Below are 16105 nucleotides of genomic sequence, written 5' to 3'. Positions count from 1 at the left end.
ATTCCATACCTGCATCGATACAAAATTTTATTTACCGTTTAGTCTCTGTATTAGGCATAAAAATAGGAGAAACCCGTTCAAAGGTCTCTCCTATCCATGTTTATAGCGTAATCTTTATCGTGCCTTATTTAGAATATAAAGCTACGATAGTCTCATAAAGTTCTTGCTTACCTGACAATTGTTTAGGCTCACCATTCTTCTTTGCATAGTCTACCAACTGCTCCAAGCTGACCTTTCCATCCTCAAATTCCTTGCCCATACCGCTGTCGAAGCTAGCATAACGAGACTTCAACATTTGAGGAAGTTCGCTCTCTTCAAGAATAGCTGCGGCATTCTCAAGCGCACGTGCCATGGCATCCATACCACTGATGTGGGCAATAAATATATCTTCAGGGTCGGTAGAGTTACGGCGAATCTTTGCATCGAAGTTGCTACCGCCATTGCCTAAGCCACCATTACGGATAATCTGCATCATGGCTTGAGTCAATTCAAAATTGTCAATGGGGAATTGGTCGGTGTCCCAACCGTTCTGTGCATCACCTCGGTTAGCATCAATGCTACCCAACATACCATTGTCTACAGCAACAGCCAATTCATGCTCGAAGGTATGACCAGCCAATGTTGCGTGGTTAACTTCGATATTTACCTTGAAATCTTTGTCTAAATTGTGAGCACGCAAGAACCCGATAACGGTCTCTACATCTACATCGTACTGATGTTTTGTAGGCTCCATAGGTTTCGGTTCGATAAGGAATGTACCTGTAAAACCTTTAGCACGAGCATAGTCACGAGCCGCTATAAGCATTTGAGCCAAATGGTCTTTCTCACGTTGCATCTGTGTATTGAGCAGAGACATGTATCCTTCGCGACCGCCCCAGAACACATAATTGGTACCACCAAGTTTGATAGTTGCATCAATAGCATTCTTGATTTGAACGGCAGCACGAGCCACTACGTCGAAGTTAGGATTCGTTGCGGCACCATTCATATAACGCTTATCACTGAACACATTGGCTGTTCCCCAAAGCAACTTAACGTTACTTGCCTTCATCTTCTCAAGAGCATAATCGGTAATCTCCTTCATATTCTGCTCATACTCAGCAATATCATCAGAGGGATCACACAAGTCTACGTCGTGGAAACAGAAATACTCGATACCCAACTTCTCCATGATTTCGAAGCCAGCATCCATCTTATCCTTGGCACGTTGGATGGCACTGTCGGCATGATCCCATGCATAATCGCGGGTTTGTCCACCAAATTGGTCGCTACTTGCGGCTCCGAGCGTATGCCACCAAGCCATTGCAAACTTCAACCAGTCCTTCATTTTCTTCCCAGCAACAACTTTTTCTGGGTTGTAATAGTGGAATGCTAGGGGATTTTTGCTATCTGTTCCTTCGAAAGGAATCTTACCAATCTGTGGAAAATACTCTTTTGTCATCATCTTGTAGTTTTTAAATTTAAGTTCTTATTGATTCATATTTTTGTTCAATATTGATTTCCAACGCTCATAAGCATCGGTATACGAAGTCTTCAAATGCTCTTCCGGTTCAATCACAGCCAGTTTTTTGAGCGTAGCAAATGCCTCATCATGATTCTTATAAATACCTGCACCAATACCCGCTCCTTTTGCAGCTCCAACGCTACCATCGGTCTCGTAGAGTTCAATGGTGGCTCCGCTGACTCCTGCCAAAGTATTTCTAAACAGCGGACTTAGGAACATATTAGCATGACCGGCATGTATCTTACGAATGTCCATACCCATATCCCGCATGATTTCCATGCCATAACAGAAGCTAAAGACGATGCCTTCTTGAGCCGCTCTGACGATATGAGCCTTCGAATGCTTATTGAAATTCAAGCCATGGATAGAACAATCGACTTCTTTATTCTCCAACACACGCTCAGAACCATTACCAAACGGGATGATACTCACGCCCTCTGATCCGACCGGAACGGTCTCTGCCATTTTGTTCATATCAGCATAACTGATGTCGGGAGTAACGTTTCGATGTACCCAAGCATTCAAGATACCGGTACCATTAATACACAACAACACACCCAAACGGTCCTCTTCTAATGTATAATTGGCATGTGCAAAAGTATTGACCCGGCTCTTTACGTCGTAATTTACATCGCCCAAAACACCATAAACCACTCCAGAAGTACCTGCTGTAGAGGCTATCTCACCGGGGTTAAAAACGTTCAAACTCACCGCATTATTGGGTTGGTCGCCAGCTCTATAAGATATAGGTGTACCTTTCTTCAAACCGGTTTCGGCAGCCGCCTCACTAGAAACTTCACCTTGTACGGCAAAAGTCGGGACAATATGAGCCAATATATGCTCATCAAAACCATAATAATCCAAAAGCGATTTGGCCGGACATTTGTCTTTAAAGTCCCACATCATGCCCTCAGACAAGCCACTAATAGTGGTGCAAACATCACCGGATAGCTTCATCGCAATGTAATCTCCGGGCAGCATAATCTTATCTATACGCTCGTAAAGTACCGGCTCATTTGCCTTTACCCAAGCTAATTTGGAGGCCGTAAAATTACCGGGTGAATTCAATAAATGACCCAGACAATAGTCTGTCCCCAGCTCTTTGAATGCCTTTTCACCATAAGGTACAGCACGAGAGTCACACCAAATAATACTTGGGCGAAGTACTTCCCGATTCTTATCTACACAAACCAAGCCATGCATTTGATAAGAAATACCAACAGCAAGAATCTCCTCACCGGTGATACCGCTATCAGCCATGACCTGCTTTAAGGCTAGTTTAGCATTGTCCCACCACATTTGTGGATCCTGTTCTGCCCATCCCGTCTTCACTGCAAGCATGGGAGCTTCGCTTTTAGGATAAAAAGCTGTGGCCGCAGTCTGCCCACTTTCCACCTCTACAAGAGAGGCTTTAACCGAGCTACTACCCACATCAAAGCCCAATAAATATCTATTTGACATAAGATTCATATTATATATATTGTATAATACGAATCAAAACATGTGTTCCCTAAAAATCATTAGAAATCATCGAACACTCAAAACAAGCTCAGCGATTGGTCTTCCGGCGGACAATTCTGCTCTTCTTCTATCTCAACCTCATCGCAAAACTGGAGCATTAACTGCTGATTTCCGACATTATTCAAGTTCAACCGATACTTTCCACGCGTCTCAGTACGCTCTATAAGAGCATTCGTGGTTTTAGAATTTCTAATAAGAAATTGCTGTACATAAGCATGTACGGTAGTATATTCGACCGGTTCAAACAGCGAATTACATGCATTCAATACATGGTGTGCAATCTTCCTGACCGACAAACCATCGTTGCCGGCTTCTGCCAATACCTGTAATATCGCTGCATCGTAACTCATGTACACTATTTACAAAACATAAAAAAGGAGCTGTATTATAACAATGCAGCTCCTTATTTGGTTATTCTTAATCTAAATTAAGCCAACGCTACTAGGCTTTCGTCGCCTTTTACTTTGCCTTCTTTAAGTAGCCAACCTATTCCAAGATAGGTCTCTTCAGCGCTAATCTTTGCTGCTTTGGAAATCTCGCTAACACTAAGAGCCTTTCCAGCAGCTGCCAAAGCCTGATAAACATCGCCGGCGCGGAAGCCCACACTCTCTGCATTAAGTGCTACTACCACCTTGCGTGCAGCCGGTTTCTTTGCTGCTACCTTCTTTGTAGTCTCCTTTTTAGGAGCTGCTACTACCTTTGTTGCTTTCTTTTCTGCCATATTCTTATTTTGATTACAATTTCATCTCAATTCCTTATATTAGGAATCAGATTACTCTATTTATCACTACAAAAGTACGACAATCTTTCCATGTTCGTGCATTTTTTTACACAAAACATCTCAATAACAACTATGTAGCTCTTTTTCTTGATTTACATCAATCTTTCAAATCGACTTTCAAGTTCAATTCGTCCAATTGTTTGACATCTATTTCTGATGGAGCATCGAGCATCACATCCCTACCACTGTTGTTCTTCGGGAACGCAATACAGTCGCGAATAGAGTCCAAACCGGCCATAATGCTAACGAAACGATCGAGTCCGAAAGCCAAACCAGCGTGAGGAGGAGCACCATATTTGAATGCATTGATAAGGAAACCGAACTGAGCCATGGCTCTTTCGGGAGTGAACCCCAATATCTTGAACATACGTTCTTGCAATTTTCCATCATGGATACGAAGACTTCCACCACCTACTTCAATGCCGTTGCAGACAAAGTCGTACGCTTTGGCCCTTACTTGTTCCGGATGTTCTTCCAACAATGGAATATCATCGGGGTTAGGCATGGTGAAAGGATGATGCGTAGCCATCAATCGCTGCTCTTCATCGCTCCACTCAAACAAGGGGAAATCGACTATCCACAGACATTCAAACTTATTTTTATCGCGCAAACCAAGACGGTCACCCATCTCCAAGCGGAGCGCACACAACTGTACACGAGCTTTGTTTGCATTGTCACCACTCAGTATCAACACCAAATCTCCATCATTAGCATTCATCACTTTTTTGATTTCAGCCAACTCTTCGGGCGAGTAGAACTTGTCTACCGAACTTTTGATAGTGCCATCAGCATTATACTTAATATACACAAGGCCTTTGGCACCCACTTGTGGACGCTTCACGAAATCGGTCAAACCATCAAGTTGTTTGCGAGTATAGTCTGCACAACCGGGTACACAGATACCACCTATATATTTAGCTTCATCGAATACAGAGAAGTTTCCCTTACCTGAGAAAGCCTCTTTCAACTCAACGAACTCCATACCGAAGCGTAAATCGGGTTTATCACTACCGAAACGCCTCATCGCTTCGTGCCATGGCATCTGCTGTAACTTAGCCGGTAGCTCTACGCCTCTGACTTCCTTGAAGAGCATACGACACATATCTTCAAAGATACCTATCACGTCTTCCTGATCTACAAAGCTCATTTCACAGTCTACCTGTGTAAATTCGGGCTGACGGTCTGCACGCAAATCCTCATCGCGGAAACACTTTGCAATCTGGAAATAGCGGTCGAAGCCGGCCACCATCAACAATTGTTTCAGTGTTTGCGGGCTCTGTGGCAGTGCATAGAACTGTCCCGGATTCATGCGGCTAGGCACTACGAAGTCGCGAGCACCCTCAGGTGTACTACCTATTAATATAGGTGTCTCCACCTCCATAAACTCTTTTGAGTCTAAGAAATTACGAATCAAAATGGTCATACGATGACGCAACTCCATATTCTTACGCACAGAGGCACGTCGCAAATCCAAATAACGATACTTCATACGAATATCGTCGCCACCGTCGGTATTGTCTTCTATCGTGAAAGGAGGCGTTGCGCTCTCTGATAAAACATTGAGTTCATGCACCAATATTTCTATATCACCGGTATCCAACTTCTCGTTTTTGCTCTGACGCTCGCTCACCGTACCCTTGATCTGAATACAGAATTCACGTCCCAACTTGTTGGCTCTGTCACAGAGTTCACTATCGTCTGCTTCGTTAAATACGAGCTGGGTAATACCATAACGGTCACGTAGGTCGACGAAAGTCATACCTCCCATTTTCCTCGAACGCTGAACCCATCCAGCCAAGGTAACTTCCTTACCTTGATCAGAGAGTCTTAACTCTCCACAAGTATTGCTTCTATACATATTTTTGATATTTCCTTTGTATCATGCAAAGTTATACAAAAAAAAGCATTACACAAAGAACGTACATTCTTTTATCTACATAATTAAAAGAGGAACTACCTTACTTCCCTTTCCAAAGCAAGCTATCACCAACTCCAAACATATCACTTCTCATTGCTCATTATTAAATATTCATTTCCTGCAAAGGTTTAGCAACGTTGCTGCCTAGCCTTTTCAGTAATGCTGCAAAGCCAAAACAGTACTATTGACACGCTCTTGCAGCGAATGAGGATTTAGTAGTGGGAAGTGAGAAACTGTGCTTTATCAACTGCCAAATCAACAATATAAAGAGCTAAAAGTATTCATCATTTAACGTAAATTAGATAAATATATGACTGAATAGTTGCTTGCTATCACGAAGTTTCATATCTTTGCTGCGAATTTTTAGAATCAAAAACGAGAAGAAATGAAAAAGTTTTTAAGCATCATAACAATGTTGGTAATTGGTTTGATAGCCGTTTCGGCACAAAATCAAGCCGATATTAAGTTTGATAAAGTAACCATAGATTTGGGTACTTTCTCTGAAAACAACCCTGTACAGAAATGTACTTTCACGTTTACCAACGTCGGCCAGGCACCTCTTGTCATCAATCAGGCTGTCGCAAGTTGCGGTTGTACCGTTCCCTCTTACACCAAAACACCGGTGATGCCCGGACAGAAAGGCCAAATTATGATTACCTATAATGGTAAAGGAAAGTTCCCCGGACATTTCAAGAAGAGCATTACTGTACGTTCCAATGGCCAAACAGAGATGACACGCCTATACATTGAGGGTGTGATGACAGAAGCTAAATAGTAGAATATTAATCTTACAGATACACAAAAAAACCATCCCGCATCCGCAGGATGGTTTTTTCATTACAATACATCTATTCTATCAAGGTTCTTGGTGGGCTCAAGAGAAATACTTATTTTTGTAAATGTAATATTGAGAACAAGCGAATGATTTTCTATTTTTCGGCGACAGGTAACTCCAGATGGCTCGCTAAGGAACTGGGACAAGCTACACAAGAAGAGATAATATCTATCTGTGATGCCCCAATGTTCCATTGCTATACGCTCAAAGATGATGAGCGAATAGGCTTTGTGTTTCCTGTCCACGGATGGCGACCGCCAAAAATCATGCTCGACTTTATTGCTACCCTGTCTTTCAAAGGCGATACCGATACTCATTATTGCTATACGGCCATGACTGCCGGTGACGATATTGGACGCAGTGTAGACTACCTCAACGGGTCACTCGGTCGACTCGGACTGCACACCCATGCCGCTTTCTCGCTAAAAATGCCTAATACGTATGTGGGATTACCACTTATGAACACAGATAAACCGCAAATCGTACAGGCTAAAAAGCAGGAATCAGAAAAGCTATTGCGACAATATATCCCTCGCATTCAAAATTGCGAGAACGGTATTACTCCTATCCATAAGAGCCATTGGCCTCGTATCAACTCTGATATCTTGGGAAATCTGTTTGTCAAAAGGCTTCTTACAGATAAGCCATTCAGCGTTGATGAGAGCCGTTGTGTGAAGTGTGGCATCTGCGCTGACGTCTGTCCTACAGACAATATCAAAGGCGGACTCGGCTTCCAACCAACTTGGTTGCACGCAGACAAATGTATCACGTGTTTTGCATGTTATCACTATTGTCCACATCATGCAATCGAATACGGCAGCAAGACGCGCCATAAAGGGCAATATCATTATAAATAAAACAAGTATTAATAATAGATTCTATAATATGAAGAAACCTCTACTCATCATTTTTCTACTGGTTATAACTGTATATGCATGGGGTGCAAAAGTCTTAAGTGAGCCTTTCAGTGTTACTCAATCAGATGGAACGACACTCTTGGTTACCGGACATGGAGACGAACATGTATCATGGTACACAGCTAGCGATGGCGTTATCCTCGTGCATGTAGGCTTCGAGTATTATATCGGCCAAATAGATTCTTACGGCAGTTTGACGGCTTCCACCCAATTGGCTCATGAAGTTGGGCAACGTTCGGCCACCGAACAAACACTCATCAACAGTCAAAATAAGGAGGTATTTTACAAAAATGCAACTAACACATGAACTAACAAGATTCGTACACGTGAAGTTATCAAGTCGGGTGGCAGTTTCTTTCCTCATCTAAATAGCCCTAAAGCACTAGTCATTCTTGCAGAATTTCAAGACACAACTTTTAAAATCAACAAGCCCATAGAAGCATATCAGGAATACTTGAATGCTGATAAACTGAGTGATTTTGGGAATAATAACACTGCCAATATCGGCAGTATTCGAGGCTATTTTAAAGCCATGAGCTATGGAAAATTCGGCGTATAGCTCATTTTTCGCTCACTTCTGGTATACTAAGCAATACCGTCAACAATACATTAGGACATCCACGAATGACATTAGTGCCTGCCGATGGTACACTGCTGAATATATCTAATGTCACAGATATTACTTCTCAATATGCATATAAAGCTTCGGCTGCTGCCGATCCATTCCCCGGAACGGGTAACAATACGACTCTAACAGACGAAACTACGGTGAAACCTACAGTTTATAATGGGACAGCTTTAGCTAAACCTATATACAAAATCACTGAAACTGATGGCGTTATCACGTTCAATTTCTTACAAGAAAATAACGACACACCGACTGGAATCATTGGTGTTCCGGGCACAGTGGCAGAACAACTATACAAAGATAATCGCATCTACTCAATTGACGGACGATACTTAGGAACCGATAAGACACGACTACCCAAGGGTATCTACATCATCAACAGAAAGAAAGTTGTAATTCAATAAAATAAAACGATTTGGGCCGGAAGTCTTAATAGACTCTCGGCCCAAATATTGTTGTACCGACTCTAACCATCGTTGAGCCGTGTTTGATTGCCAATTGGTAATCGTGACTCATCCCCCAAGAACGCTCACAAAAGGCATCATCGGTTGGGAAATAGGTCGACTTCACTTCGTCAAAGAACTTGCGAGCAGCCTCAAACTCGCTCGTTATCTGAGTTTCATCGTCTACATTGCTAGCCATCATCATCAAGCCGCATATCTGTACATGCTTCAATTGGCGCCATGTAGAATCATTCAAGAGTTCCCGACACGCATCTAACGTAAGGCCGTATTTCGTTTCTTCTTCGGCAATGTGCAGTTCCAGAAGTACACGAATGACCCTATCACATTTTGATGCCTGCTTTTCTATCTCCTTCAAAAGCTTCAAACTATCCACAGCCTCTATCATAGAGATGTATGGTGCGATGTATTTCACCTTGTTAGTTTGAAGATGCCCGATAAAATGCCACTCTATATCATCGGGCAACGACGCCACCTTTTTGGAGAGTTCTTGCTCATGACTCTCTCCGAAAATGCGCTGTCCCTCCTGATAGGCAGCCTCGATGTACTCATTAGGATGATACTTGCTCACCGCTACCAGTTTGACAGTAGACGGTAAATGAGACTGTACTTCGTGCAAATTACGAGCTACATCAATATCCATCTCTACTCTCCCTCTTTCTTCTCTTCGGTTGGTTGTTCGTATTCCGGCACATCGTTCACCTCCGGTTTCTTCTTTGTTACTTGATGTTCAAAAACATCCATGATTTGGGTTTCGTTGATTCCGGCTATCACATAGTCTATCATCGTGCCGCCCATAATCTCATCTATGTGCTTCACAGCAACCGGAACATTACCTGCCTGTACCAAATAAGTAACCGTAGAACGCTTTTCTTTCTCGGTCTTTTCATCAATAGTGATGAATTGAAGTTTCGCCTTATACCAGCGATCATCCAAATCTGCATCGCTAAAGAAGATCTCTCCGTACGACGCGGGCTTAATGTCTGTAATCTTAAATTCACCACTTATATAAGAAGACATCTCATTGATAATGGCATTTTCGGCCTCGGTAAAGCTCAAAGCATCAACAACATACTGCTCCGTAACCTTCTTTTGCATGCCATCTTCCATTGTTTTCTCATAACGAATCTTGGTTTCAAACCAAGAAGCTGTCCTTGATCTCATAATCTAATAATATGTATTTCTGATTTATTTTCTTCTTTGCAAAGATAATATATTTTTGACCATGAGGTGAACAATAGTCATAAAAATAAGGCGATACACAACAAAATCCAATCCATAGGTTTTCGTTTCAATTAAATATACTACCTTTGCAATTCAACAAACAATTTAGTAACGATGCCTGAAATATCTGTGCGCGGACTGGAAATGCCAGAGTCTCCTATCAGGAAGTTGGCTCCATTGGCTGCAGCCGCTAAAAAGAAAGGAACCAAGGTTTATCATCTCAATATCGGACAACCAGACCTTCCCACACCTCAATGTGGCTTGGACGCCCTCTCCCATATTGACAGAAAGATATTGGAATATTCTCCCAGCCAAGGTTATCAGAGCTATAGAGAGAAGCTTGTTGATTATTACAAGAAATACAATATTCAAGTAACAGCCGATGATATTATTATTACATCGGGTGGAAGCGAGGCTGTTTTGTTCGCTTTCATGAGTTGTTTGAATCCCGGAGACGAAATTATCGTACCCGAACCTGCCTATGCCAACTACATGGCATTTGCCATTAGTGCCGGCGCCAAGATTCGTACCATTGCCACAACCATTGAAGAGGGATTCTCATTGCCTAAAGTTGAGAAGTTCGAAGAGCTTATCAACGAGCACACACGTGCCATCATGATTTGCAATCCCAATAACCCTACGGGCTATCTATACACTCGACGAGAGATGAATCAAATACGCGATTTGGTGCGAAAGTACGACCTTTACCTCTTCTCCGACGAGGTTTACCGCGAATATATCTACACAGGTTCGCCCTATATCAGTGCTTGTCACCTCGAAGGAATCGAACAAAACGTCATCTTGATTGACTCTGTTTCCAAGCGATATTCGGAATGTGGTATCAGAATTGGTGCACTTATCACCAAGAACGAACAGGTGAGAAAGGCCGTGATGAAGTTCTGTCAAGCCCGCCTATCACCTCCTTTGATTGGTCAAATAGTAGCCGAAGCCTCCCTTGATGCCCCCGAAGCGTATTACAGAGACGTCTACGACGAATACGTAGAGCGTCGTAAATGCTTAATAGACGGCCTAAACCGCATTCCCGGTGTGTACTCCCCCATTCCTATGGGAGCCTTCTATACCGTAGCAAAAATACCCGTCGACGACAGTGAAAAGTTCTGTCGATGGTGCTTAGAAGAGTTTACTTACGAGGGAGAAACCGTCATGATGGCCCCGGCAGCAGGTTTCTACACCACTCCCGGAGCCGGAATCAACCAAGTACGTATAGCATATGTACTTAAGAAAGAAGACTTGGAGCGTGCCCTCATCGTCTTGCGCAAGGCGTTGGAGGCCTATCCCGGTCGCGTAGACGAGGAACTACCATAAAACGATTAAGCTTGAACTTCCCCTTATTCATAGCCAAACGCATCTACAGCGATACGGGCGATAAGCGCAAAGTATCGCTCCCTGCCATCCGAATAGCCACTGCCGGAGTAGCTATCGGACTTGCCGTGATGATAGTATCTGTATGTGTAGTATTGGGATTCAAGCATACCATCCGCGATAAGGTCATCGGATTTGGCAGCCATATTCAGGTAGCTAACTTCATGACACAGCAATCCTCTGAGTCCTACCCCATCCAAATGGGCGACTCGATGATACGTGTCATTAAGACCATTCCGGGTGTCAAGCATGTGGAACGCTTTGCCACTGCACGCGGAATACTCAAGACCGACAATGATTTTATGGGTGTTTTACTCAAAGGTGTAGGTCCCGAGTTCGACTCCACCTTCCTCCATCAGAATATGATAGATGGCAGTATACCCACTTTCAGTGACCAAAAATCGACCAATAAAATACTTGTTTCGGCATCAATGGCGTCGAAAATGAATCTGAAATGTGGCCAACGCATCTTCGCTTACTTCATTGATAACAACGGGATACACGTACGCCGGTTCACCATATCGGGCATTTATCAGACCAATCTATCACAATACGACAACGCCATCTGCTTTACCGACCTATACACAGCGGTGAAATTGAATAATTGGGAAGCCGATCAAGCCACTGGAGCAGAGATTACCGTAACCGACTTCAATCGTCTCTACGAGACTGCAGCAGCCATGGTGGACAAGGTTAACCGTAGCATTGACAAATATGGAGAGACCTACTCGTCGCAAACCATTCAGGAAATCAACCCACAGATATTCTCTTGGCTCGACCTGCTCGACCTGAATGTATGGATTATCTTGGCCTTAATGGTATGTGTAGCCGGTGTAACGATGGTTTCCGGACTGCTTATCATTATATTGGAACGCACGTCTATGATAGGTTTACTCAAAGCAATGGGCGCACAAAACAAGACTATTCGCCACACATTCTTGTGGTTTGCAGCATTCATTATTGGCCGCGGACTGCTCATCGGAAATCTTATCGGGCTCGGCCTTATAGCCCTGCAACACTTCACCCACTTGGTGAAGCTCGACCCAACCACATACTATGTCAACACCGTACCGGTGGAATTCAATTTCCCCCTCATCATTCTCTTAAATGTAGCAACCTTGTTGATAAGCCTATTTATACTGATAACACCGAGCTACCTCATCTCGCATATCCATCCGGCTAAGTCTATGCGATATGAATAAAAGTATTTTTCCAATTGCCAAAGCCCTCTTTTATCAGTCATAAATTCTTACATCTAACAGCCAAACAAGTCCACTTGTTTACGCAGAAACTACTCTTTTCTCACTCCAAACAACTCGCTCATCTCACTGCTGAGCTGTGGCAACATTGCTGAACCGGCTTTGCAGGAATTCTGTTCGGTTGTTGCAGCGATGTTGCCACGCCCCTGCAGTCATTCCATACCAATGTATTCTATATCCGAACAAGAATAGTTGATATGACTACATATCCTATATTACCTTTTCAAAGGTTCATAGACAGCCCTAAAAATTGCACATAAAGTTTTGTATTGTGCACCTAAATCATTACCTTTGCACAATATTTTGATTTTTGTGCAATGGAATTAATACCCAGCTTCAATAAGTATATAGAACACAGTATCAAAGAAAATTGGTATAAAGATGCCCTGACCGACTACAAAGGGGCAACATTACAATATCACGATGTAGCAAGAAAGATAGAGAAACTCCATATACTGTTCGAGAACAGCGGTATTAACTGTGGAGATAAGATTGCTATTTGTGGTAGAAACAGTAGCAACTGGGCCGTTGTGTTCATGGCTGTTTTGACCTATGGTGCAGTGGCCGTCCCCATACAAAACGAATTCACTCCCGACCAGATTTACCACATTGTAAATCACAGCGAATCCAAACTTTTGTTTGTAGGCGACGTGGTTTCCACCACGATTGAGCCAAACCAAATGCCCAATTTGGAAGGCGTGGTTTATATACCAGACTTTTCTATCATCGTTTCACGCTCTGAAAAGCTGACGTATGCACGCGAACATCTGAACGAAATATTCGGTCTGCGGTATCCCAAATACTTCCGTCCGGAGCACATTAAGTATTACGAAGACAAGAACGAAGACCTCGCACTCATCAATTATACCAGTGGTACCACAGGATTTTCAAAGGGAGTAATGCTGCCTTTTAGAACTTTATCGAGTAATCTAGAGGGACTTTCGGAGTCTATCTCCGGGCATATTCCAGCAGGAAGCAATGTGCTGAACATTTTACCTATGGCTCACATGTATGGTATGATGGCAGAGTTTATCTTGGAATTCTGCCATGGAAACCATCTCTTCTTCCTCACTCGCCTTCCCAGTCCCTCATTCATTCAGGAGGCAATGATGGAAGTTAAGCCGGCCATTGTGGTTGCCGTACCACTTATTCTTGAGAAGATTATCCGCAAAAAGATATTCCCACAGATTCAAAACAACAAGGTAAAGTTACTGTGGAGAATGCCTGTGATACAGAAAAGACTGAAAGAAAGAATCTGTCAAATGGTGAAAGATACATTTGGAGGCAACCTATATGAGATTATCATCGGTGGTGCACCCATGAACACAGAGATTGAAGCATTCCTTGTATCCATTGACTTTCCCATCACAATGGGTTATGGTACGACCGAAACTGCGCCCATGATAACCTATAGCGATTGGACTAATTTCGTGCCAGGTTCATGTGGAACGGTGGTCAAAAACATGGAGATAAAGGTGAAAAGCAGCGATCCGGAGAACATTCCGGGCGAGCTTATTACCCGTGGAGCAAACGTCATGGTGGGCTACTACAAGAATTTGGAAGCCACAAAGGCAGTACTAGACGATAATGGATGGTATCATACCGGCGACTTAGCGACCGTAAGTGCCGATGGACATGTCTTCATCAAAGGGCGTATCAAGAATATGTTGTTAGGCGCCAATGGCCAAAACGTATATCCTGAAGAAATAGAAGACAAGCTCAACTCGATGGCAATGGTCAGTGAAAGTCTCATCGTACAGAATGGCAACGCCCTTGTAGGATTGGTACATCCGGACTTTGAAGAAGCTGAGAGCATGGGCTTCTCCAACGAAGACATACAAAGTATTATGGAGCAGAACCGCCAAGAGCTCAACTCTGTTTTACCCTCATTCTGCAAATTGTCTTCTATTAAATTACACGAAGAAGAATTTCAAAAGACACCTAAAAAGAGTATCAAACGGTATCTATATCAAAATATCGAATAATCTATGACAGGGAATATTCCAAGCTTTAACGCTTTAATTCAGAAAACAATAGTTGATCATTGGGAACAAGATGCATTGACCGACTTCAAAGGTATGACCTTACAATACCATGATGTAGCTAGAAAGATAGAAAAGCTGCACATCATGTTTGAGAACTGTGGTATCGAACGAGGCGACAAGATTGCAATTGCCGGTAGAAACAGTGCCAACTGGGCTGTAGCTTTCCTTGCTACACTTACTTACGGAGCCGTAGCTGTACCCATTCTACACGAGTTTACGGCCGACCAAATACACAATATCGTCAACCACAGCGAGTCGAAATTGCTCTTCGCAGGAGATGTTGTGACTACCGAGATCGACGCAACGAAGATGCCGGCATTGGAAGGTATCATCTATATACCGGACAATTCACTGATTCTTTCGCGTACAGATAAATTGACATACGCACGCGAACATCTGAACGAGATGTTCGGTAAGAAGTTCCCGAAGTACTATCGTAAGGAGCATGTCAACTACTATATAGAACAGAGTCCCGATGAATTGGCACTCATTAACTACACCAGTGGTACGACAGGATTCTCTAAAGGCGTAATGATTCCTTATCGTGCACTGTGGAGCAATTACGATTTTGCAGAGCATGTACTTGGTAGTCACCTCAAGAAAGGATCAAAAGTCATCAGCATTTTGCCTATGGCACACATGTATGGTATGTCGTTCGAGTTCCTATTTGAGTTCAACAAGGGATGTCATATCTATTACTTGACACGCATACCCAGCCCTGCCATCATTGCACAAGCATTCTCAGAGGTGAAACCGGACGTCATTATCGCGGTACCACTCATCATTGAGAAGATTATCAAGAAGAAGGTATTCCCGAAGATACAGAACAATAAGATGCGCTTGTTGCTAAACATGCCGATGGTTAGCAAGAAGGTAAAAGAGAAGATTTGCGACCTTGTAACCGATGCGTTCGGTGGCAAATTCTACGAAGTTATTATTGGTGGAGCCGCTCTAAACCAAGAAGTTGAGCAGTTTTTACAGCAAATCAAGTTCAAATATACAGTGGGCTATGGCGCCACAGAGTGTGCTCCCATCATCGCTTATGCCGATTATCAGACTTTCGTACCGGGCAGTTGTGGTCGCAGTGTGGTCCATATGGATGTGAAGATAGACAGTCCCGACCCTGCCAATGTGCCCGGTGAAATTCTAGCCAGAGGCTTGAATGTGATGCTGGGATATTATAAAAATGAGGAAACTACCAAGCAAACAATCGACTCAGAGGGATGGTATCACACCGGCGACTTGGGGACAATGGACGAGGAAGGCAACATCTTCATCAAAGGACGTTCAAAAAATATGCTGCTAGGAGCGAATGGACAAAACATCTATCCCGAAGAAGTGGAAGACCAATTGAACTCCATGGCACTGGTAAACGAGAGTGTCGTGATACAAGATGGAGACAAACTGATAGGATTGGTTCACCCGGATTACGAAGAAGCCTCATCGCTATCGTTTAATAACGAAGACCTACAAAACGTGATGGAACAAAACCGTCAAGAGCTTAACCAAAAGCTACCATCATATTGTAAACTGTCGGCTATCGAGATACATGAGGAGGAATTCGAGAAGACACCAAAGAAAAGTATTAAGCGTTACCTCTATACTAGGTAATAAAAGAAAAAAGGATAA

15 protein-coding genes are annotated in these 16105 nt (G+C 43.1%); 8 read left to right on the top strand and 7 right to left on the bottom strand.

All coding sequences use genetic code 11. From position 1 onward, the window contains the following. Nucleotides 1-124 precede the first annotated feature (124 nt). From xylA to aspS, 5 genes are all read right to left on the bottom strand, one after another. The gene (xylA, locus tag HMPREF0671_RS06005) at nt 125-1444 is read right to left on the bottom strand and encodes a xylose isomerase (RefSeq protein ID WP_036898043.1); all 1320 of its coding nucleotides are present in this window, start codon (nt 1442-1444) and stop codon (nt 125-127) included. A 24-nt stretch (nt 1445-1468) separates the two neighbouring features. Continuing rightward, complete coding sequence (locus tag HMPREF0671_RS06000; protein WP_036898130.1) at nt 1469-2965, bottom strand: xylulokinase; 1497 nt, start codon at nt 2963-2965, stop codon at nt 1469-1471. Between the two features lie 77 nt (nt 2966-3042). Then, nucleotides 3043-3375, bottom strand: coding sequence for a hypothetical protein (locus HMPREF0671_RS05995; RefSeq protein WP_036898040.1), 333 nt, complete (start codon nt 3373-3375; stop codon nt 3043-3045). Between the two features lie 77 nt (nt 3376-3452). Continuing rightward, entirely contained in the window at nt 3453-3746 is a 294-nt protein-coding gene (locus tag HMPREF0671_RS05990) for a winged helix-turn-helix domain-containing protein (RefSeq protein WP_036898037.1), read from the bottom strand. Between the two features lie 157 nt (nt 3747-3903). Beyond that, nucleotides 3904-5664, bottom strand: coding sequence for an aspartate--tRNA ligase (gene aspS / locus HMPREF0671_RS05985; RefSeq protein WP_036898034.1), 1761 nt, complete (start codon nt 5662-5664; stop codon nt 3904-3906). 445 nt (nt 5665-6109) lie between these two features. On the opposite strand from aspS, the gene HMPREF0671_RS05980 reads away from it, so the two are divergent. From HMPREF0671_RS05980 to HMPREF0671_RS05965, 4 genes are all read left to right on the top strand, one after another. Further along, on the top strand, nt 6110-6499 hold the full coding sequence (locus tag HMPREF0671_RS05980) for a DUF1573 domain-containing protein (RefSeq protein ID WP_036898031.1): 390 nt from the start codon (nt 6110-6112) through the stop codon (nt 6497-6499). A gap of 146 nt (nt 6500-6645) precedes the next feature. Beyond that, nucleotides 6646-7416: an EFR1 family ferrodoxin gene (locus HMPREF0671_RS05975; RefSeq protein WP_036898028.1), complete on the top strand. Its 771-nt coding sequence runs from the start codon at nt 6646-6648 to the stop codon at nt 7414-7416. Between the two features lie 28 nt (nt 7417-7444). Continuing rightward, nucleotides 7445-7783, top strand: a complete 339-nt coding sequence (locus tag HMPREF0671_RS05970; RefSeq protein WP_156958377.1) for a hypothetical protein — start codon at nt 7445-7447, stop codon at nt 7781-7783. Nucleotides 7784-8100: 317 nt separating this feature from the next. After that, complete coding sequence (locus tag HMPREF0671_RS05965; protein ID WP_036898022.1) at nt 8101-8508, top strand: hypothetical protein; 408 nt, start codon at nt 8101-8103, stop codon at nt 8506-8508. A 25-nt stretch (nt 8509-8533) separates the two neighbouring features. Here HMPREF0671_RS05965 and HMPREF0671_RS05960 read toward each other — a convergent pair whose 3' ends face one another. Together HMPREF0671_RS05960 and HMPREF0671_RS05955 are read right to left on the bottom strand one after the other, a co-directional pair. Beyond that, complete coding sequence (locus HMPREF0671_RS05960; RefSeq protein WP_036898019.1) at nt 8534-9208, bottom strand: YggS family pyridoxal phosphate-dependent enzyme; 675 nt, start codon at nt 9206-9208, stop codon at nt 8534-8536. Nucleotides 9209-9210: 2 nt separating this feature from the next. Then, on the bottom strand, nt 9211-9729 hold the full coding sequence (locus HMPREF0671_RS05955) for a DUF4494 domain-containing protein (protein WP_036898016.1): 519 nt from the start codon (nt 9727-9729) through the stop codon (nt 9211-9213). Nucleotides 9730-9903: 174 nt separating this feature from the next. Here HMPREF0671_RS05955 and HMPREF0671_RS05950 point away from each other — a divergent pair, with 174 nt between their 5' ends. The 4 genes from HMPREF0671_RS05950 to HMPREF0671_RS05935 all read left to right on the top strand — a co-directional run bounded on the left by HMPREF0671_RS05950 (nt 9904) and on the right by HMPREF0671_RS05935 (nt 16087). Beyond that, on the top strand, nt 9904-11115 hold the full coding sequence (locus HMPREF0671_RS05950) for a pyridoxal phosphate-dependent aminotransferase (RefSeq protein ID WP_036898013.1): 1212 nt from the start codon (nt 9904-9906) through the stop codon (nt 11113-11115). Between the two features lie 11 nt (nt 11116-11126). After that, nucleotides 11127-12374, top strand: coding sequence for an FtsX-like permease family protein (locus tag HMPREF0671_RS05945; protein WP_036898010.1), 1248 nt, complete (start codon nt 11127-11129; stop codon nt 12372-12374). A 374-nt stretch (nt 12375-12748) separates the two neighbouring features. Continuing rightward, on the top strand, nt 12749-14416 hold the full coding sequence (locus tag HMPREF0671_RS05940; protein WP_036898008.1) for an AMP-binding protein: 1668 nt from the start codon (nt 12749-12751) through the stop codon (nt 14414-14416). A 3-nt stretch (nt 14417-14419) separates the two neighbouring features. Further along, nucleotides 14420-16087: an AMP-binding protein gene (locus tag HMPREF0671_RS05935; protein ID WP_036898005.1), complete on the top strand. Its 1668-nt coding sequence runs from the start codon at nt 14420-14422 to the stop codon at nt 16085-16087. Nucleotides 16088-16105 lie beyond the last annotated feature (18 nt).

The sequence above is a fragment of the Prevotella sp. S7 MS 2 genome, from assembly GCF_000762865.1.
Taxonomy (GTDB): Bacteria; Bacteroidota; Bacteroidia; order Bacteroidales; family Bacteroidaceae; genus Prevotella.
Note: the sequence above shows the minus strand (reverse complement) of the source record. Positions and strands in the feature narration are given on the sequence as shown.